The sequence below is a fragment of the Streptomyces sp. HUAS MG56 genome, from assembly GCF_058673395.1.
On sequence record NZ_CM178722.1, the window covers coordinates 2,841,575 to 2,859,216 of the forward strand.

The window sequence follows — 17,642 nt, forward strand, 5'->3', positions numbered from 1 at the left end:
CTCGGGCGGACTGCTCAGGCGGCCTTGCCGACGTCGGCCGCCGCCGGCTCCTTCGCCTTGAGCAGGCGGAGCCTCGGCGCGGGACCGGAGCGGGCGCCGCGGCTGTGCAGGGAGCGGGCGGCGAAGTCGCCGGCGAACTGGATGAGGGAGATGGCGACGGCGAGGATCGCGACGGTGATCCACATCATCTGGGTCTCGAAGCGCTGGTAGCCGTAGCGGACGGCGAGGTCGCCGAGGCCGCCGCCGCCGACCGTGCCGGCCATGGCGGAGTAGCCGATGAGGGCGATGATCGTGGTGGTGGTACTGGCGATCAGCGAGGGCAGGGCCTCGGGGACGAGGACCTTGCGGACGATCGTCCAGGTGTTGCCGCCCATGGACTGCACGGCCTCGACGAGACCGTTGTCCACCTCGCGGACGGCCGTCTCGACCAGGCGCGCGAAGAAGGGGATGCCGCCGATGGCGAGCGGCACGATCGCGGCGGTCGTCCCGATCGTCGTCCCGGTGACCCAGCGCGTGAAGGTCATCAGGGCGACCATCAGGATGATGAACGGCATCGACCGGCCGACGTTCACGATCTGGCCGATCACCTTGTTCACGAGGACGTTCTGCACCAGACCGCCCCGGTCGGTGAGGACGAGCAGGACGCCGAGCGGCAGGCCCACGGCGACGGCTATCAGGGTGGACCAGACCACCATCGTGAGCGTGTCGGTACAGGCCTGCGACAGCAGCGGCTGCATCTCGGACCAGGTCACTTGGCACCATCCTTCACCAGCACGGGCTCCTGGCCCCGGCCCTCGTGGCCGACGACGTCGATCTGCAGGCCCCGCTCGCGCAGGAAGCCGATCGGCACCACGTTGTCCTCGTAGCGGCCGGGCAGTTCGATGCGCATACGGCCGATCTGGAGGCCGCCGACGGTGTCGATGGCGGCGCCGAGGATCGAGATGTCGACGTTGTAGGTGCGCGCCAGCTGCGAGATGACCGGCTGGGTGGCGGCCTCGCCGTGGAAGGTCACGTCGAGGACGGTGCGGTCGTCGCCCGTGCGCTCGCCGCTCACCGGGAACAGCGCGGCGGCCAGTTCGGAGTCCGGGGTGGCCAGCAGTTCGCTGACCGTGCCGTGCTCCACGATCCGGCCCCGCTCCATGAGGGCGGCGGAGTCGCAGATCGACTTCACGACGTCCATCTCGTGGGTGATGAGCAGGACGGTCAGGCCGAGCTGGCGGTTGAGGTCGCGCAGCAGCTGGAGGATGGAGCGGGTGGTCTCGGGGTCGAGGGCGCTGGTGGCCTCGTCGGAGAGCAGCACCTTGGGGTCGCCGGCCAGGGCGCGGGCGATGCCGACGCGCTGCTTCTGGCCGCCGGAGAGCTGGGCGGGGAAGGCCTTCGCCTGGTCGGCGAGGCCGACCAGGTCGAGGAGTTCGAGCGCCTTGCGGGAGCGCTCCTTGCCGGACGTGCCGAGGATCTCCAGCGGCAGCTCGACGTTGTCCTGCACGGTGCGCGTGGACAGCAGGTTGAAGTGCTGGAAGACCATGCCGATACGGCTGCGCGCCCGGCGCAGCTCCCGGCCGGCGCGCGGGCCGCGGCCGGCCAGGGCGGTGAGGTCCTGTCCGGCGACGGTCACGGTGCCGGAGGTGGGGCGCTCCAGCAGGTTGACGCAGCGGATGAGGGAGGACTTGCCGGCGCCGGACTGGCCGATGACGCCGTAGACCTCGCCTTCGCGGACGTGCAGGTCGACGCCGTCGAGGGCGGTGACCTCACGGCCGCGGGAGCGGTAGACCTTGGTCAGGCCCGAGGTGGTGATCACAGGATTTCCGTCACTGTCGAGTGCGCGGGCGTGGGTGTGCCCGGGCACGGGTGCATGCGGTTCAGGCATGGGAAGTGGATGTGCGTCTCGTACGGACTGCGGCGCACGGACATGCCACGGCTCTCGCTTCGGGGCGCGAGGCTCAGCTGATGCGGGGGCCCTCTAGAAGGCGCACATTCGACACATCAGGCGACACATACAACGAGCACCGGGCGTCATGGTCGCCTCGGTCGCAAGGGTGCGGCAGCTCGTCGTGGTCATGCGGCAAGTAAAGCAGACGGTCACTCCTGACCGGTCGCCGCTGTCCGCATGGTGGACAGCGGCGGACAGTACGGGGCCGGGACTCAGCCGCGGACCGAGATCTCCACGCCCGCGTCGGTGACCAGTGCGGACAAGGCCGACAGGTCCCGCACGACGAGGTCGGCGTCCAGCTCGTCGGCCCGGTGGGTTGTGGCCAACGCCACGGTGATCGTCCCGGCGGCGCGGCCCGCCCGGAGCCCGGCCGGGACGTCCTCGAAGACGACGCGGCGGGCGGGGGCGACACCCAGCTGCCGGGCGGCGAGGAGGTAGGGCTCGGGGTCGGGCTCGCCGTGCGTGATGTCGTCGGCGGCGATCAGCGTCTTGGGCAGGATGCCGACGGCGTCGAGGCGGGCCTCGGCCAGCCGGCGGGTGGCCGAGGTGACGACGGCCCAGCACTCGGCGGGCAGACTCGCCAGGAACTGGCTCGTGCCGGGCAGGAGCCGGACGCCGCCGTCCGGCACGTCGTCGACCTCCAACTGCTCGACCCGGGCGACCGCTTCGGGCACGAGGTGCGCGGGCAGCAGGTCGGCGACTATCTCGGCGGCGGGCCGCCCGGAGCTTGTCGCAGTCCTTGGGGGAGGGTCCAGCAGCGCTCGACGGAGGCGAGGGAGGAGACGAGGGTGCCGTCGTTGTCGACGAGGAGGGCCTGTGCGTGCATCGTCATGGTCCAGACCCTACGGCGTACGGCGGGGTCGGCGGCCTGAGCCCGTTTCGGCCGTAATAGGGTCTCCGCATGCTCAATGCCCTGACGCTGGTGACCGGGATCGCCGCGCTGCTGCTCGCCGCGTGGTGCGGCTGGGCCGCGTACCGCGACCAGCCGACCAAGGACTGGCACTTCATCGGCATGGCCGTGGTGTCGGTCCTGGCCGTGCTCCAGCTGGTGATCGGGATCGTCCAGCTGGTGCGGGGCGAGAAGCCGGAACAGGGTACGACGATCTTCGTGGCGTATCTGCTGGGAGCGTTCGCGTGTGTGCCGGCGGCGGGGATGATGTCGCTGGCCGAGCGGACCCGCTGGGGTTCGGTGACGGTGGCCGCCGGCGGTGTGGTGCTGGCCGTGCTGGAGGTGCGGCTCTATGACATCTGGGGAGGCTGACGTGACGGCGGCGGAGGAGAAGCCGGCCCGGCTGATCAGCGGGCCGGGCATGCTGCTCGTCTGGTTCTACGGCGTGATGGTCGTCGGCGCGGTGTCGCGCTCGGTGTTCCAGATCGCGACGGACTTCCAGCGGGCGCCGCTGGCTTATTCTCTGTCGGCCGTGGCGGGAGTCGTGTACGGGTTCATCACCTACTCGCTCGTCCGGGGCGGAGAGACCGCCCGCAAGGCGGCGCTGGTGTGCTGCGCCGCCGAACTCGCAGGTGTGCTTCTCGTCGGCACGTGGACCGTGGTCGACAGCTCGGCCTTCCCGGACGCGACCGTCTGGTCCGACTTCGGGATGGGGTACGTCTTCATTCCCGTGCTGCTGCCGATCTCCGCGCTGTACTGGCTGCGGAAGTCGCGCGACACCGTCACGCCGTAGCGGCGTACGCCCCCGCCTGCTTCTCCAGGATGATCAGCTCCACGCCGTCCGCGCCCTGGGAGCGGCCGACCGTCTCGTAGCCGGAGCGGCGGTAGAGGCGGAGGTTGCCCTCGCTGCGGTAGCCCGTGAAGAGGCGGAACCGGGTGGCGCCCCGCTCCTCCATCAGCGCCGCCTCGGCCGAGCGCAGCAGCCTCGCGCCGATGCCGTGTCCCTGCAGGCGGGGGTGGACGCAGAGCTTGGCGATGGCGGCCGCGCCGTCCTCGGTGACCTTGCCACGCACGGAGCCGACCACCTCGGCACCGAGCCGGGCGACGAAGACGCAGTCGGAGGCGACTTCCCCACGGACCGAGTCCAGGGTTTGGACGAGCGGGTCGATGCGGTAGTTGCCGTACAGCGCCGCCTCGCTCTGGAAGCACAGGTACTGGAGCCTGAAGATCTGCTCCGCGTCCTGCTCGGTCGCCACCGAGATGGTCACGCTCATGCCCATGTGCGCACGCCTCCCGCTCACCTGATCACCTGTCGTTCCCACTCCTATCCCCGCGCTTCGCGCGCCGCAACCTCCGGTGTGAGCAAACGCCGTAGACATCCAAGACATCTGGAGCGTTCCGGGCCAAGGCTGCCCTGTGAGATACCCAACTCCCCCGCGATCTCCCGGTATGTCAGATCCTTCGGCGAGAGCAGGGCCTCGATCAGCCGGGGGCAGCGGCCGGGCAGCCGGCGCACCGCCTCGCGCAGCGCGCGGTGCCGGGCGGCGGTGAGGACGAGCTGCTCGGGGCCGGGACGGATGTCGTCGGCCGGCTCGACGCCGTAGGGGCGTTCGCGCCGGGTGGTACGGCGGCTGCGGCGGGCCTCGGCGCGGACGGCCTTGCGCAGCCAGCCCTCGGGGTCCGGCGGCGGCCCGTCGCGCTCCAGCCGTTCCAGCAGCCGGACCCAGACGGCCTGTTCCAGGTCTCCCGGTTCGCTCCCCGCGGCATATGCCTCGGCCGAGGCCTCGGCGGTGAGCAGCGGGCTCAGGGCGGCTACGAGGTCGTACGTCATATGCGGAACGACGCGCCGCCCCGGGGGCAGGTTTCCGGGGCGGCGCGGAGTCAGCCCGAACGAGGTGCGGCGGGCCGAACGGTTGACGGGGGATCAGGCGGCTCTCAGCCGGCCAGGAAGTCGGCGCGGGCGAGCAGGGCGGTGTCGGCGTTGTCGGTGAAGACGCCGTCGATGCCGGTCGCGAAGTACGTCCGGAACGCGCCGAAGGGGTCGCCGTAGGCGTCGGCCGCGCTGCCCCTGCGGTACTCGGCCGGCAGGAACGGGTTCTCGTTGCGCATGGTGTAGGGGTGCAGGACCAGCCCCACCCTGTGCGCGTCGCGGACCAGCGTGGTCGGCTCGCCCAGGGTGCCGTCGGCGTTCTTCGGTATCACCAGGTCCAGCGTCGGGCCGATGCCCTGCGCGTAGCCGGCGAGCTCACGCAGCCCCTTGGCCGTGATCAGGTCGGCGACCGTGCGCGGGTCGCCCGCCTCGACGAAGTCGTAGGGGCGGCTGCCGGCCGAGGAGAGCAGCACGACGAGCGGGTTGTCGACGAGCCGGTTCAGCCTCTGGATGCTGGTGGGCTCGAAGGACTGCAGGATGACCGGCGCGTTACGGCCGTCCTTGCCGTACTTGGCGAGCAGCTTCGCCACCCGCTCCTCCAGGCCGAGGCCCAGCCCCCGGAAGTAGGTGGGGTGCTTGGTCTCGGGGTAGATCCAGACCTGCTTGCCGCGCTTGCGGGTCTGCTCGTCCTGCCACTTCAGGACCTCTTCGAACGTGGGGATCTCCCAGCGCCCGTTGTAGAGGGTGTTGTGCGGCCGGTTGGCCGGGATGCGCTCGATCGCGCGGAGCGTCTTCAGCTCGGCGAGGGTGAAGTCCTCGGTGAACCAGCCGGTGGTGGCGACCCCGTCCAGCGTCTTGGTGGTCCTGCGGTCGGCGAACTCGGGATGGTCGGCCACGTCGGTGGTGCCGCCGATCTCCGGCTCGTGCCGGCAGACGAGGTGGCCGTCCTTGGTGGGCACCAGGTCACCGGCCTCGACCACGTCGGCGCCCAGGTCCAGGGCCAGGTCGTAGGAACCGAAGGTGTGCTCGGGCCGGTAGCCGCTGGTGCCCCGGTGGCCGATGATCGTCGGAACCGGCAGGCTCTTCAGACCCCGGCCCGCGGGCCGCGCGCTCCGGGTCTGCGCCGCGGCCGCGGCGCCCGGCACTCCGAGGACCGCTCCGCCCGCGCCGAACACCGCCGCGCCGAGGATCGCCCGCCGTCCGGCGCCCTCGCTCCGGCTGCCCTGGGTCTGCTCGTTCGCCTGGTCGCTGCCCATCGATGTCTCCTGCCGTCTTCGTCCGCCCGTGGAACCCGTGTGGCTCCGAGGCACGTCTCAACTCCTGAAGTCCGGCCGATCGTAGGGGCGGGGTCATGACCGAAGAGAGACGTGCGTCCGAACACCCGGGTGACGCCGTGTGACCTGTGGCGGCCGGCCGCCGGGACGTCGCCGGGCGGACACCGTCGGTAAACCCACGTCAACACTTCGTAAGACCTGAGTGAACCGGGCGTCCCCGATGTGCGTTCGGCAGGGGCCCGCGAGTAATGTCCTCACCTGCACAGACTCATAACGCCCCTCGACATCGGAGGACCCGTTGTCCCGCTTCCGGCTCATCAAGGCAGTGCTGGGACCGATCATGCGCCTGATGTTCCGCCCACAGGTGGAGGGCGTGGAGCACATCCCCGGGGACGGGCCGGTGATCCTGGCGGGCAATCACCTCACGTTCATCGACTCGATCGTGCTGCCGCTGGTCACCAAGCGGCAGGTGCACTTCATCGGCAAGGACGAGTACGTCACCGGCAAGGGCCTCAAGGGCCGGCTGATGGCGTGGTTCTTCACCGGCGTCGGCATGATCCCGGTGGACCGGGACGGGGCCAACGGCGGCGTGGCCGCGCTGATGACCGGGCGGCGGATCCTGGAGGAGGGGCGGATCTTCGGGATCTACCCCGAGGGCACCCGCTCGCCCGACGGCCGGCTGTACCGGGGACGCACCGGTATCGCGCGGCTGACGCTGATGACCGGTGCGCCGGTGGTCCCCTTCGCCATGATCGGCACGGACAAGCTGCAGCCGGGAGGCAGCGGCATCCCGCGGCCCGGCCGCGTCACCGTCCGGTTCGGCGAGGCGATGGAGTTCTCGCGGTACGACGGGATGGACCGGGACCGGTATGTGCTGCGGGCCGTGACCGACTCGGTGATGGCCGAGGTCATGCGGCTGGGCGGGCAGGAGTACGTGGACATGTACGCCACGAAGGCCAAGGCCGCCTGAGCGCCGCTGGGGCTTCTGTTCGCTTGCGGGCGCGGGTGCGTGGTCGCTCTTCGCGCCCGCGCGGCGGAGCCGCATATCAGACACGGCCCCGCGCCCCCAGGGGTTTCGCCTACTCGGCACTCTCCAGTTTCTGGTCCTTCAGCAGGAACCATGCGGCCAAGGCGGCGGTCAGGAGGACTGCCGCTCCCGCGCCCGAGGCCAGGTGGAGGCCGTGGACGAAGGATTCGCGGGCGGCGTCCAGCATCTGCTGGGCCGTGTGCGGGGGCAGTTTCGCCGCCGCGTCCGCCGCCGCGCCCAGTGACTCGTGGGCCTCGGGCGGCGTACCCGCCGGGCCCGTGAAGTCGCGGTAGACGCCCGTCACGATCGAACCCAGCAGGGCGATGCCCAGGGCCGCGCCCAGTTCGTACGCCGTCTCGGAGACCGCCGAGGCGGCGCCCGCCTGTTCCTTGGGCACGCTGGAGAGGATCACGTCGGCCGTCACCGTGAAGGAGAAGCCGGCCCCGACCCCGACGACCAGCAGTGCGGCGCCGAGGACCGGGTAACCCGTCGACACGCCCAGAGCCGTCAGCGCCGCCAGGGCGAGTCCCACGGCGGCGAGACCGCCGCAGACCACGGTCCGCACCGAGAAGTGGCGGGCGGCGCGGCCCGCCATCAGGCCGGCCACCACCGCGCCGACGGCGGCGGGCAGTTCGGCGAGACCCGCCTCGAACGGGCGCCTGCCCTGGACGAGTTGCAGGTACTGGGAGAGGAAGAACACCAGGCCGGACATGCCGAGCACGGTCAGCAGGTCGGCGAGGACCGCCCCGCTGAAGCCGCGCCGACGGAACAGACGCATGTCCAACAGCGGGACCGGCATGGTGAGTTGGCGGTGCACGAAGCCGTGGAGCGCGACCGCGCCCAGCAGGCCCGCGGCGAGCGTCGGCCAGGTGAAGCCGTGGGTCGCCGCCTCCTTGACCGCGTAGACGACACCGATCATGCCGACCAGGGACAGCAGGACGCTGGCCAGGTCCCAGGGGCCGGGGTGCGGGTTGCGGGACTCGGGCAGCGTACGGATGCCGACGAGGACCAGGACGGCCATCACCGGCAGGTTGATGAGGAAGACCGAGCCCCACCAGAAGTGTTCGAGCAGGAACCCGCCCGTGATCGGGCCGACCGCCGTACCGGCCGAGGCGGTCGCGCCCCAGATGCCGACGGCGAGGCTGCGCTCGCGCGGGTCGTGGAAGAGGTTGCGGATCAGGGCGAGGGTGGCGGGCATCAGGGTCGCGCCCGCGACACCGAGCAGCGACCGTGCCAGGATCATCAACTCCGGTGTCGTGGCATAGGCGTTGACGACGGAGATCGCGCCGAACGCGGTGGCACCGCCGAGCAGGATGCGCTTGCGGCCGATGCGGTCGCCGAGGCTGCCCATGGAGACCAGCAGGCCGGCGATGACGAAGGAGTAGACGTCGCCGATCCAGAGGAGCTGGGTGCCGGAGGGGTTCAGGTCTTCGCTGATGTAGGGGGTCGCCAGGCCGAGGACGGTGGCGTCGACGGCCACCAGCAGCACGGCCAGGACGAGGACGGAGAGCGCGAGCCAGCGGCCCCGCCCCTTCTCCGACTCCGTCGCACCGGCCGGCTGCAGGGTGCTGGTCATGATTCCTCTCTTCTTACGCGTTCGTACGTCGTACGCCGCCGAGCAGCAGCTCGACGACCATGTAGGTGAAGTCCTTGGCGGCCACCCGGCCCTCGGACACGCCCCAGGCGCCGGAGGCCAGCAGGCCGTAGAGCGCCTCGGTGAGCCAGGCCGGGGTGAGGTCGATGCGGAACTCGCCGTTCTCCTGGCCGCGCCGGAACAGGGACATGAGGCGTTCGTCGATACGGGCCCAGCCCTGGTTCTGCTCCTCACCCTCGAACAGCTGGTTCTCGGTGTAGAGGAAGGCGAGCAGGCCGGCCGCGGGTTCGATCGCGCGGACCAGACGCCCTACGGCCTCGGCCGCCGGACCGTCGTCCAGGCGGGCCGCGTCCAGCGCCGCCTCGCACTCCGCGATGCCGAGCGCCTCCAGCGCCCGGACGAGCGCGTCGCGCCCGGCGAAGTGGCGGTGCAGCGTGGCCCGGCTGATTCCGGCGGCCTTGGCGACCTCGTCCATGGTCGCGGTGGATTTACGGGTCAGCAGGGCGGCTGCGCTGCGCAGCACGTGGTCACGGTCCAGAGCCATGAGACAAGAGTAGCCCATGTGAGACATTCATGTCTCATCCTGGGCGCGTGTGACTCATGGGAGCTGGTCAGAGGGGGTGCCGGATCAGTGCCAGGGCAGCTGTCCGCGACGCTCCCAGTAGGCGTTCGGGTCCTCGGCGAGCGTGGCGAGGCGGGTCAGCTGGTCCACGTCGAGGTCGACGGCGGGGGCGTGCAGATTCGAGAAGAGCTGCGGGACGGTCGCCGCGCCGGACAGGACGACGCCCGCCCAGGGCTGGCGCAGGATCCAGGCGAGCGCCACGGCGTCACAGCCGAGGGAGGTCTCCTCGGCGACAGCCCTCAGCATCTCCGGGGCATGCGGCGCGGCGAGCCGGCCGTTGGCCACGCCCTCCTTGACGATCACGGTGAGCCCGGCGTCGTGGGCCTCGGCGAGCGCGGGGGCGGCCGAGTGCTCCAGGAGGTTGTACGTCGACTGGACGGTACGGAAGAGGGGCTCGCCGTCGACGGTGATCGCGAGGGCGGCGCGGATGGCGTCGGCCTGGGCGGGGCCGCTGGTGGAGAAGCCGACGCTCACGCCCCGGGCGGCCGCCTCGGCCAGCCTGACGTGCAGGTCCTTGTCGGTCAGGGCCGGGCTGTCCGGGGTCACCGAGTGGATCTGGTAGAGGTCGAGCCGGTCGCCGAGCAGCGCGTCGGTCTCGGCGCGCTGGCGGTCGTAGGCCGCCACGCTGTGGTCCTTGACCTCGTGCTTCTCGGCGTCCGTGGCCCAGCCGGCGGTGTACGTGTAGCCCCACTTGCTGCCGACGACCACGTCGTCGATGTCGGGGCGGGCGTTCAGCCAGTCGGCGAGGAACTCCTCGGAACGGCCGTAGGAGCGGGCCACGTCGAAGTAGCGCACGCCCTGGGCGTAGGCGGCGTCGAGGAGTTCATGGGTGCGGTCGCGCAGGGCGTCGACGCTGCGGTTCTCCCCGAGGTCCTCGTCCCGGCCCAGGTTGATGTAGCCGGGACGGCCGACGGCGGCCAGGCCGAGGCCGATGTGGCAGGTCGGCGTGGTGGCGTGCGCGAGACGGGCGAAGGGCATCGCGGGCTCCGTTCGGTCGGCTGACTGACGACCAACGTAACCCGCGACGCCCTCAGGTCACTTCTTTGCGTCGGCCCAGGCGTGCTGTGCCGCCACGTCCGCCTTGACCTCCGCCAGCTGGACGGCGACCGCGCTGGGCGCCGTACCGCCGCGGCCGTTGCGGGAGGCGAGGGCGCCGGGGACGTTGAGCACGGACCGCACCTCCGGGGTGAGATGTGCCGAGATCTTCGCGAACTGCTCGTCCGTGAGGCCGTCCAGCTCCTTGCCCTCGGCCTCGGCGACCTTCACGCACTCCCCCGCGACCTCGTGCGCCACGCGGAACGGCACGCCCTGCTTGACCAGCCACTCCGCGATGTCGGTGGCGAGCGAGAAGCCGGCCGGGGCCAGCTCCTCCATCCGCTCGCGGTTGACCGTGAGGGTGGCCATCATGCCGGTGAAGGCGGGCAGCAGTACCTCCAGCTGGTCGCAGGAGTCGAAGACCGGCTCCTTGTCCTCCTGGAGGTCGCGGTTGTAGGCGAGCGGCAGGGCCTTGAGCGTCGCCATCAGGCCGGTCAGGTTGCCGATCAGACGGCCGGACTTGCCGCGCGCCAGCTCGGCGATGTCCGGGTTCTTCTTCTGCGGCATGATCGACGAGCCGGTGGAGAACGCGTCGTGCAGGGTCACGAAGGAGAACTCCTTCGTGTTCCAGATGATGATCTCCTCCGCGATCCGGGAGAGGTTCACGCCGATCATCGCGGTGATGAAGGCGAACTCGGCGACGAAGTCACGGGAGGCCGTGCCGTCGATCGAGTTGGCGGCGCTGCCGTGCTCGAAGCCCAGGTCCTCGGCCACCGCCTCCGGGTCCAGGCCGAGCGAGGAGCCGGCGAGGGCGCCGGAGCCGTACGGCGACACGGCCGTGCGCTCGTCCCACTGGCGCAGCCGCTCGGCGTCCCGGGACAGGGACTGCACATGGGCCAGGACGTGGTGGGCGAAGAGCACGGGCTGGGCGTGCTGGAGGTGGGTGCGGCCCGGCATCGCGACGTCGGGGTGGGCCTCGGCGAGGCCGACCAGGGCGTCCTGGAGATCGGCGATCAGGCCGCCGATGACGCGGGCGTGGTCCCTGAGGTACATCCGGAAGAGGGTCGCCACCTGGTCGTTGCGCGACCGGCCGGCGCGCAGCTTGCCGCCGAGGTCCGGGCCGAGGCGCTCCAGCAGGCCGCGCTCCAGGGCGGTGTGCACGTCCTCGTCGGCGATGGTGCCGGTGAAGGTGCCGGCGGCGACGTCGGCCTCCAGCCGGCCGAGCCCGTCGATCATGCGGGCCAGCTCGTCCTCGGTGAGCAGCCCCGCCTTGTGGAGGACGCGCGCGTGGGCACGCGAACCGGCGATGTCGTAGGGCGCGAGCCGCCAGTCGAAGTGGACGGACGCGGACAGCTTCGCCAGGGCCTCGGCGGGACCGTCGGCGAAACGGCCGCCCCAGAGCCGGACGTCACCGCTGTTGCTGCTCACTTGCGCTGCTCCTAGAGAAGGTGGGTGGGTCGGTTGTGGTGCCGGTCGTGCGTCAGGCTATGCCCGCAGGTCCCGCCGTGCGGCGATCTGCGAGGACAGGCCGTAGATGTCGATGAAGCCCTTGGCCGCGGCCTGGTCGAAGGTGTCGCCCGTGTCGTAGGTGGCGAGGTTGAAGTCGTAGAGCGAGGAGGCGGAGCGCCGGCCGGTGACGACGGCGCGGCCGCCGTGCAGGGTCATCCGGATGTCGCCGGACACGTGCGTGCTCGCCTCGTCGACGAAGCCGTCCAGGGCGCGCTTGAGCGGGGAGAACCACTGGCCGTCGTAGACCAGTTCGCCCCAGCGCTGCTCCACCTGCCGCTTGTAGCGGGCGAGTTCGCGCTCGACGGTGACGTTCTCCAGCTCCTGGTGGGCGGTGATCAGGGCGATGGCGCCCGGCGCCTCGTACACCTCGCGGGACTTGATGCCGACGAGCCGGTCCTCGACCATGTCGATCCGGCCGACGCCCTGGGCGCCGGCGCGCTCGTTGAGCCGCTGGATCGCCTGGAGGACGGTGACGGGCTCGCCGTCGACCGCGACCGGGACGCCCGCCTCGAAGGTGATGACCACCTCGTCGGGCTCGCGGGGGACGGAGGGGTCGGCGGTGTAGTCGTAGACGTCCTCGATCGGGGCGTTCCAGATGTCCTCCAGGAAGCCCGTCTCGACGGCGCGTCCGAAGACGTTCTGGTCGATGGAGTACGGGGACTTCCTGGTGGTGGCGATCGGGAGCCGCTTGGCCTCGCAGAAGGCGATCGCCTTGTCCCGGGTCATCGCGTAGTCGCGGACCGGGGCGATGCACTTCAGGTCGGGGGCGAGGGCGACGATGCCGGCCTCGAAGCGGACCTGGTCGTTGCCCTTGCCCGTGCAGCCGTGCGCGACGGTGGTGGCACCGTGCTTCTGCGCGGCGGCGACCAGGTGCTTGACGATCACGGGCCGGGAGAGCGCCGAGACCAGCGGGTAGCGGTCCATGTAGAGGGCGTTGGCCTTGATCGCCGGGAGGCAGTACTCGTCGGCGAACTCGTCCCTGGCGTCGGCGACCTCGGCCTCGACGGCCCCGCAGGCGAGGGCGCGCTTGCGGATGACGTCCAGGTCCTCGCCGCCCTGGCCGACGTCCACCGCTACGGCGATGACCTCGGCGCCCGTCTCCTCGGCGATCCAGCCGATGGCGACGGAGGTGTCCAGACCGCCCGAATAGGCGAGTACGACGCGCTCGGTCACGGGTTTCTCCTCACACTGCAATCCCTGTCATGCATGAGTATGCAGAGCTCTGCATGATTCGTCAATTGAGCAGAGCCTTGAACACCAGCAACCGCTTTCTCGTACTTCCCCCCGAACGCAGGCGCCGCGTCTCACCGCTGAACCCACTCCTGACCAAGTGAGGCATCCGCATGTCCAGGGCTCTTCCGAAGTACAACAAGCGTCGTGTGGCCTTCATCGGCGGCGCTGCCGCCGTCGTGCTGTCCGGCGCCGTGATCGCGGGCTCGGCGCTCGCCGGGACCCCCGGCAGGAGCGACGGCGCGACGAACGCCCGCACGCTGGCGAGCGCCGGGACGATCACCTGCCCGGACGTCGCCTCCCGGCTCCCGGCAGTGCCGGCGTCGGCGCAGGCCGAGGTCACTCGCAACCTCGCCCTCCTCCAGACCCAGATCCAAGAAGCCAACAACCGTTTGCAAACAACCGTCGGCCAAGGCGGACCCAACTTCGTCAACAACGCCATCCTCGGCCCCCTCAAAGACAAACGCGTCTCCACCATCGACCGCATCGCCATCGCCATCGGCCGCAAGGGCACCAAGCCCACCGGCCTCGACTCCCTCGCCGCCTGCACGCTGAACGCGGGCGGTGTGAACAGCGGCGCCGGTGCCGGTGCCGGTGCGGGTGCCGGTACCGCACCGAGCGCCTCGGCGAGCGGGCAGACCGGCGGCTCGGCGGCGGGCGGCTCGGCGGCGGGGAACGCGACCTCGGGCGGCGCGGCGGCGAGCGGGAACACGGGGGCCGGGACGATCATCTGCCCGGACGTCGCCTCCCGGCTCCCGGCAGTACCGGCGTCGGCGCAGGCCGAGGTCACTCGCAACCTCGCCCTCCTCCAGACCCAGATCCAAGAAGCCAACAACCGTTTGCAAACAACCGTCGGCCAAGGCGGACCCAACTTCGTCAACAACGCCATCCTCGGCCCCCTCAAGGACAAACGCGTCTCCACCATCGACCGCATCGCCATCGCCATCGGCCGCAAGGGCACCAGGCCCACCGGCCTCGGCTCCCTCGCCGCCTGCACGCTCACCAAGTGAGGTAGCAGGCATCCGGGGCCGCCCCGACAAGCGCCGGCCGGGGCGGCCCCGACATGTCCGCACTCCCTCAATTCCTCTGGCGGGCGAAGGGGTTGCCTCGATAATCGTTGGACATGGGAAAGACGTATGAGCGCATCGACGGCAGGCTCCGCACGTTCATCGAGGAGCAGCCCCTGTTCTTCACCGCGACCGCCCCGCTCTCCGGCGACGGCACGGTCAACCTCTCCCCCAAGGGCCTCAAGGGCTCCTTCGTCGTACTCGACGAACTGACCGTGGCCTACCTGGACTTCGCCGGGTCCAACGCCGAGACGATCGCCCACCTGCGGGAGAACGGACGGATCACGCTGATGTGGTGCGCCTTCCAGGGGCCGCCGAACATCGTGCGCGTCCACGGCCGGGGCGAGCCGGTCTTCCGCGACGACCCGCGCTTCCACGAGCTGCTCGCGCACTTCCCGGGCATCGACCCGACCCCGCACGGACTGCGCGCCGTCATCGTCGTCCACGCCGAGCTGGTGCGGGACACCTGCGGCTACGCCGTCCCCTTCATGGCGTACGAGCAGGACCGCGATCTGCACGAGAAGCGCTTCGCACGCGAGGACGACGCGTCCCTCGGCGCGTACTTCGAGAAGAAGGAGCACGTGGCGACTAGCCTGGACGGCCTACCCGGACTGCCGTTGCCGCTCCCCCCGTCTACCGTCTGAGCCATGCGCCCCGGTGTCGTCCTCGCCCTCGTCTCCGCGTCCTCGCTCGCCCTGCTCGGCTCCGCCCCGGCCCCCGGCGCCGGGTCCGGTCCGCTGCCCGCGCTGATGGCGGACACGGGCGGCGGCACCCAGCTGATCACCGCTCAGGCACCGCGCACCGACTCGACGTCGGGCACGCTCACGTGGTGGGACCTGCGGGACGGGCAGTGGGTGCAGGCGGGCTCGGCACCGGCACGGTTCGGCGCGAGCGGCCTGGCGGAGGGCGCCACCCGCAAGCAGGGCACGAACACGACGCCGACCGGACTGTACGACCTCCCCTTCGGCTTCGGCATCAAGGCGGCGCCGGCCGGGACGAGCGTCACGTACCGTGCGGTGAAGGACAGTTCGTGGTGGTGCCAGGACAACGACTCGTCGTCGTACAACCGGTGGGTCGACCCTCTGCCGGCCGACTGCCGGGCGTCCGAGTCCGAGCATCTGGTCGCGTACGCGGCCCAGTACGCGTACGGGCTCGTCATCGGGTTCAACTACGGCCGGCCCGTGCGGGGCCGTGGTGCCGGGATCTTCCTGCACGTCAACGGGCAGGGCGCCACGGCCGGGTGTGTGTCGGTACCGGAGGATGCGATGCAGCGGATTCTCCAGTGGGCCAGGCCCGAGAAGTCGCCGCACATCGCCGTGGGGACCGACGGCGGCGCCACGGCGGTGACCACGTACTGAGCCTCGCGCACCGTCAGGTCGGCAGAATCACCCTGAACGTCGTGCTCCCCGGTCGGCTCTCCAGCCCCACGCTGCCCCCGTGTGCCTCCGCCACCGCCGCCACGATCGACAGGCCCAGGCCCGCGCCGCCGCCGGAGGCACCGGGGCGGCGGCGGTGTTCCGCCCGGGTGAAGCGTTCGAAGACGCCCGGCCGGACGTCCTCGGGGACGCCGGGGCCGTCGTCGTGGACGGAGAGGACGGCCGCGTCCGGGTCGCGTTCCAGGATGACCGTCACCTTCGTGCCAACGGGTGTGTGCAAACGTGCGTTGGCCAACAGGTTGGCCAACACTTGGTGGAGGCGGTGGGCGTCGCCCGGGACCGTGACGGGGTCCTCGGGGAGGTCCATGGACCAACGGTGGTCGGGGCCGGCGGCGCGGGCGTCGGTGACGGCGTCCAGGACCAGGTGCGTCAGGTCCACCGGCTGCCGCTCCAGCGGTCGGCCCGCGTCCAGGCGGGCCAGCAGGAGCAGGTCGTCGACCATCTCGCCCATGCGGGAGGACTCGGCCTTGATCCGCTCCAGGGCCCGGGCGATCTCGGGCGGCACCGGGCCGGGGTGGAGGAGGGCCAGTTCGGCGTGGCCGCGGACCGAGGCGACCGGGGTGCGCAGCTCGTGGCTGGCGTCGGCGGCGAAGCGGCGCAGCCGCTCCTCGCTCGCGTGCCGCTTCGTCAGGGCGTCCTCGACGTGCCGCAGCATGCGGTTGAACGCCGCGGCGACCCGGCCGACCTCGCTGCGCGGGTCGTGGTCGGGGGCGCGCGGCGGCAGCACCACCTCGCCGGTGGCCAGCGGCAGCTCGCTGACCCGGGTGGCGGTCGCGGCGACCCGGCTCAGCGGGCGCAGTGACCAGCGGACCCAGAGCGCCCCGGCCACCCCGGCGGCGGTCAGGGCCAGGCCGAAGACGACCACCGCGACCAGTTCGAGGCGTTGCACGGCGGCCCGTACCGGCTCCGTCGGCAGCCCCGTGATCAGCACGTCGCCGTCCCTGCCGCGCCACGCCATCATGCGGTAGTCGCGCAGGTGCGACAGGCACACGGTGTGGCCGGTGCCGTCCACCGGGATCCGGGCCAGGGCCGCACGGTCGCGCGTGGTCAGCGTGATGCCGAGATCCTGCCTGTCGCTGGCGGGGACGACGGCCGCGCTGGTGACCCGGCCGGCCAGCAGGCGGGCGCCGAAGGTCTCGGCGGCCTGGCGGCGGGTGTCGCCGTGCTCGTCGCCGTCGTGGTCCGAGGGTTTCGAGAGCGTGTAGGTGCCGTGCTCCAGGCTCTGCGGGAAGGCCGTGCCGGTCTGCTGGAGCTGCTGGTCGAGCCGGCGGGTGAGGAAGCCGTTCAGTTCGACGACGGCCGCCACGCCGACCGCGGCACAGCTGATCGCGAGCAGCACCACGAGCCCGGCGGTGAGCCGGGCGCGCAGGGTGCGGGGGCGGGGCAGGCGGCGCGGGAACCGTGGCGGCGAGCCCATCAGCGGGCCGCCGGCTTGAGGACGTAGCCCGCGCCGCGGACGGTGTGGATCATGGGCTCGCGGCCCGCGTCGACCTTCTTGCGCAGGTAGGAGATGTACAGCTCGACCACATGGGCGCGGCCGCCGAAGTCGTAGGACCAGACCCGGTCGAGGATCTGTGCCTTGCTGAGCACACGGCGCGGGTTGCGCATGAGGAAGCGGAGGAGTTCGAACTCGGTCGGCGACAGTTCGACCAGGTCGCCGGCCCGGGTCACCTCGCGGGCCTCCTCGTCCATCACCAGGTCGCCGACGACCAGGCGCGGCCCGTCCTCCAGCTGGCGGGCCATGCCCGCGCGGCGCAGCAGTCCGCGCAGCCGGGCGACGACCTCCTCCAGGCTGAAGGGCTTGGTGACGTAGTCGTCGCCGCCCGCGGTGATGCCGGCGATCCGGTCCTCCACCGCGTCCCGCGCCGTGAGGAAGAGCACACAGACGTCCGGCTTCACCTCGTGCAGCCCGCGCAGCACGGTGAAGCCGTCGGTGTCGGGGAGCATCACGTCGAGGACGACGGCGTCCGGCAGCAGCTCGCGCGCGGTGCTGAGGGCGCAGGCGCCGTCGCCGGCGGCGCGCACCTGCCAGCCCTCGTAGCGCAGGGCGCCGGTGAGCACCTCCGCGAGGTCGGGGTCGTCGTCGACGACGAGGACGCGCAGCGGGGTGCCGTCGGGGCGGGTGAGGGCCGGACGGCCGGAACGGGTCGTGTTCATCG

Annotated in this window: 18 protein-coding genes and 1 pseudogene; 6 read left to right on the plus strand and 13 right to left on the minus strand. The window is 71.5% G+C overall.

Annotated features, from left to right (window positions below; all coding sequences use genetic code 11):
* Window positions 1–14: 14 nt before the first annotated feature.
* The 3 genes and pseudogenes from AC4OXY_RS13565 to AC4OXY_RS13575 form a co-directional block, all read right to left on the minus strand.
* The gene (locus AC4OXY_RS13565) at window positions 15–752 is read right to left on the minus strand and encodes a methionine ABC transporter permease (protein ID WP_362819192.1); all 738 of its coding nucleotides are present in this window, start codon (window positions 750–752) and stop codon (window positions 15–17) included.
* Window positions 749–1,798 carry a methionine ABC transporter ATP-binding protein gene (locus tag AC4OXY_RS13570; RefSeq protein WP_356022676.1) on the minus strand — a complete coding sequence of 350 codons (1,050 nt, stop codon included), beginning with the start codon at window positions 1,796–1,798 and terminating at the stop codon, window positions 749–751. Before AC4OXY_RS13570 ends, AC4OXY_RS13565 begins: the two co-directional genes overlap by 4 nt.
* A 344-nt stretch (window positions 1,799–2,142) precedes the next feature.
* Window positions 2,143–2,762: pseudogene (locus AC4OXY_RS13575) on the minus strand (HAD-IA family hydrolase).
* A gap of 69 nt (window positions 2,763–2,831) precedes the next feature.
* Here AC4OXY_RS13575 and AC4OXY_RS13580 point away from each other — a divergent pair.
* Window positions 2,832–3,191 (plus strand): hypothetical protein, encoded by a 360-nt coding sequence (locus AC4OXY_RS13580; protein ID WP_356022089.1) that lies wholly within the window; start codon window positions 2,832–2,834, stop codon window positions 3,189–3,191.
* Window positions 3,172–3,612: a hypothetical protein gene (locus AC4OXY_RS13585; protein WP_356022091.1), complete on the plus strand. Its 441-nt coding sequence runs from the start codon at window positions 3,172–3,174 to the stop codon at window positions 3,610–3,612. Before AC4OXY_RS13580 ends, AC4OXY_RS13585 begins: the two co-directional genes overlap by 20 nt.
* Here the strand turns inward: AC4OXY_RS13585 and AC4OXY_RS13590 are convergent.
* The 3 genes from AC4OXY_RS13590 to AC4OXY_RS13600 form a co-directional block, all read right to left on the minus strand.
* On the minus strand, window positions 3,602–4,099 hold the full coding sequence (locus tag AC4OXY_RS13590) for a GNAT family N-acetyltransferase (RefSeq protein ID WP_491994598.1): 498 nt from the start codon (window positions 4,097–4,099) through the stop codon (window positions 3,602–3,604). The two genes, AC4OXY_RS13585 and AC4OXY_RS13590, sit on opposite strands and share 11 nt — an antisense overlap.
* 44 nt (window positions 4,100–4,143) lie before the next feature.
* Entirely contained in the window at window positions 4,144–4,650 is a 507-nt protein-coding gene (locus AC4OXY_RS13595; protein WP_356022093.1) for a sigma-70 family RNA polymerase sigma factor, read from the minus strand.
* A gap of 104 nt (window positions 4,651–4,754) precedes the next feature.
* Entirely contained in the window at window positions 4,755–5,945 is a 1,191-nt protein-coding gene (locus tag AC4OXY_RS13600) for a glycerophosphodiester phosphodiesterase (protein ID WP_356022095.1), read from the minus strand.
* Between the two features lie 316 nt (window positions 5,946–6,261).
* Here AC4OXY_RS13600 and AC4OXY_RS13605 point away from each other — a divergent pair, with 316 nt between their 5' ends.
* Window positions 6,262–6,933, plus strand: coding sequence for a lysophospholipid acyltransferase family protein (locus tag AC4OXY_RS13605; protein ID WP_356022096.1), 672 nt, complete (start codon window positions 6,262–6,264; stop codon window positions 6,931–6,933).
* Between the two features lie 109 nt (window positions 6,934–7,042).
* Here AC4OXY_RS13605 and AC4OXY_RS13610 read toward each other — a convergent pair whose 3' ends face one another.
* From AC4OXY_RS13610 to AC4OXY_RS13630, 5 genes are all read right to left on the minus strand, one after another.
* Window positions 7,043–8,566 carry an MFS transporter gene (locus tag AC4OXY_RS13610; protein ID WP_491993981.1) on the minus strand — a complete coding sequence of 508 codons (1,524 nt, stop codon included), beginning with the start codon at window positions 8,564–8,566 and terminating at the stop codon, window positions 7,043–7,045.
* Between the two features lie 13 nt (window positions 8,567–8,579).
* Window positions 8,580–9,128 carry a TetR/AcrR family transcriptional regulator gene (locus tag AC4OXY_RS13615; protein WP_356022101.1) on the minus strand — a complete coding sequence of 183 codons (549 nt, stop codon included), beginning with the start codon at window positions 9,126–9,128 and terminating at the stop codon, window positions 8,580–8,582.
* An 84-nt stretch (window positions 9,129–9,212) separates the two neighbouring features.
* On the minus strand, window positions 9,213–10,184 hold the full coding sequence (locus AC4OXY_RS13620) for an aldo/keto reductase (RefSeq protein WP_491993982.1): 972 nt from the start codon (window positions 10,182–10,184) through the stop codon (window positions 9,213–9,215).
* 57 nt (window positions 10,185–10,241) lie between these two features.
* Window positions 10,242–11,669 carry an argininosuccinate lyase gene (gene argH / locus AC4OXY_RS13625; RefSeq protein WP_362819196.1) on the minus strand — a complete coding sequence of 476 codons (1,428 nt, stop codon included), beginning with the start codon at window positions 11,667–11,669 and terminating at the stop codon, window positions 10,242–10,244.
* A gap of 57 nt (window positions 11,670–11,726) precedes the next feature.
* Window positions 11,727–12,923 (minus strand): argininosuccinate synthase, encoded by a 1,197-nt coding sequence (locus AC4OXY_RS13630; RefSeq protein WP_376288955.1) that lies wholly within the window; start codon window positions 12,921–12,923, stop codon window positions 11,727–11,729.
* 170 nt (window positions 12,924–13,093) lie between these two features.
* On the opposite strand from AC4OXY_RS13630, the gene AC4OXY_RS13635 reads away from it, so the two are divergent.
* The 3 genes from AC4OXY_RS13635 (at window position 13,094) to AC4OXY_RS13645 (ending at window position 15,405) form a co-directional block, all read left to right on the plus strand.
* Window positions 13,094–13,990: a hypothetical protein gene (locus AC4OXY_RS13635; protein WP_491993983.1), complete on the plus strand. Its 897-nt coding sequence runs from the start codon at window positions 13,094–13,096 to the stop codon at window positions 13,988–13,990.
* Window positions 13,991–14,103: 113 nt separating this feature from the next.
* Window positions 14,104–14,691 (plus strand): pyridoxamine 5'-phosphate oxidase family protein, encoded by a 588-nt coding sequence (locus tag AC4OXY_RS13640; protein ID WP_356022110.1) that lies wholly within the window; start codon window positions 14,104–14,106, stop codon window positions 14,689–14,691.
* Between the two features lie 3 nt (window positions 14,692–14,694).
* A complete protein-coding gene (locus AC4OXY_RS13645) occupies window positions 14,695–15,405 on the plus strand; it encodes a L,D-transpeptidase family protein (RefSeq protein WP_491993984.1) in 711 nt (236 codons plus the stop codon).
* Window positions 15,406–15,418: 13 nt separating this feature from the next.
* On the opposite strand, the gene AC4OXY_RS13650 is transcribed toward AC4OXY_RS13645, so the two are convergent.
* Both AC4OXY_RS13650 and AC4OXY_RS13655 read right to left on the minus strand, forming a co-directional pair.
* Window positions 15,419–16,900, minus strand: coding sequence for a sensor histidine kinase (locus AC4OXY_RS13650; protein WP_491993985.1), 1,482 nt, complete (start codon window positions 16,898–16,900; stop codon window positions 15,419–15,421).
* Window positions 16,900–17,640, minus strand: coding sequence for a response regulator transcription factor (locus AC4OXY_RS13655; RefSeq protein WP_356022118.1), 741 nt, complete (start codon window positions 17,638–17,640; stop codon window positions 16,900–16,902). Before AC4OXY_RS13655 ends, AC4OXY_RS13650 begins: the two co-directional genes overlap by 1 nt.
* Window positions 17,641–17,642: the final 2 nt, after the last annotated feature.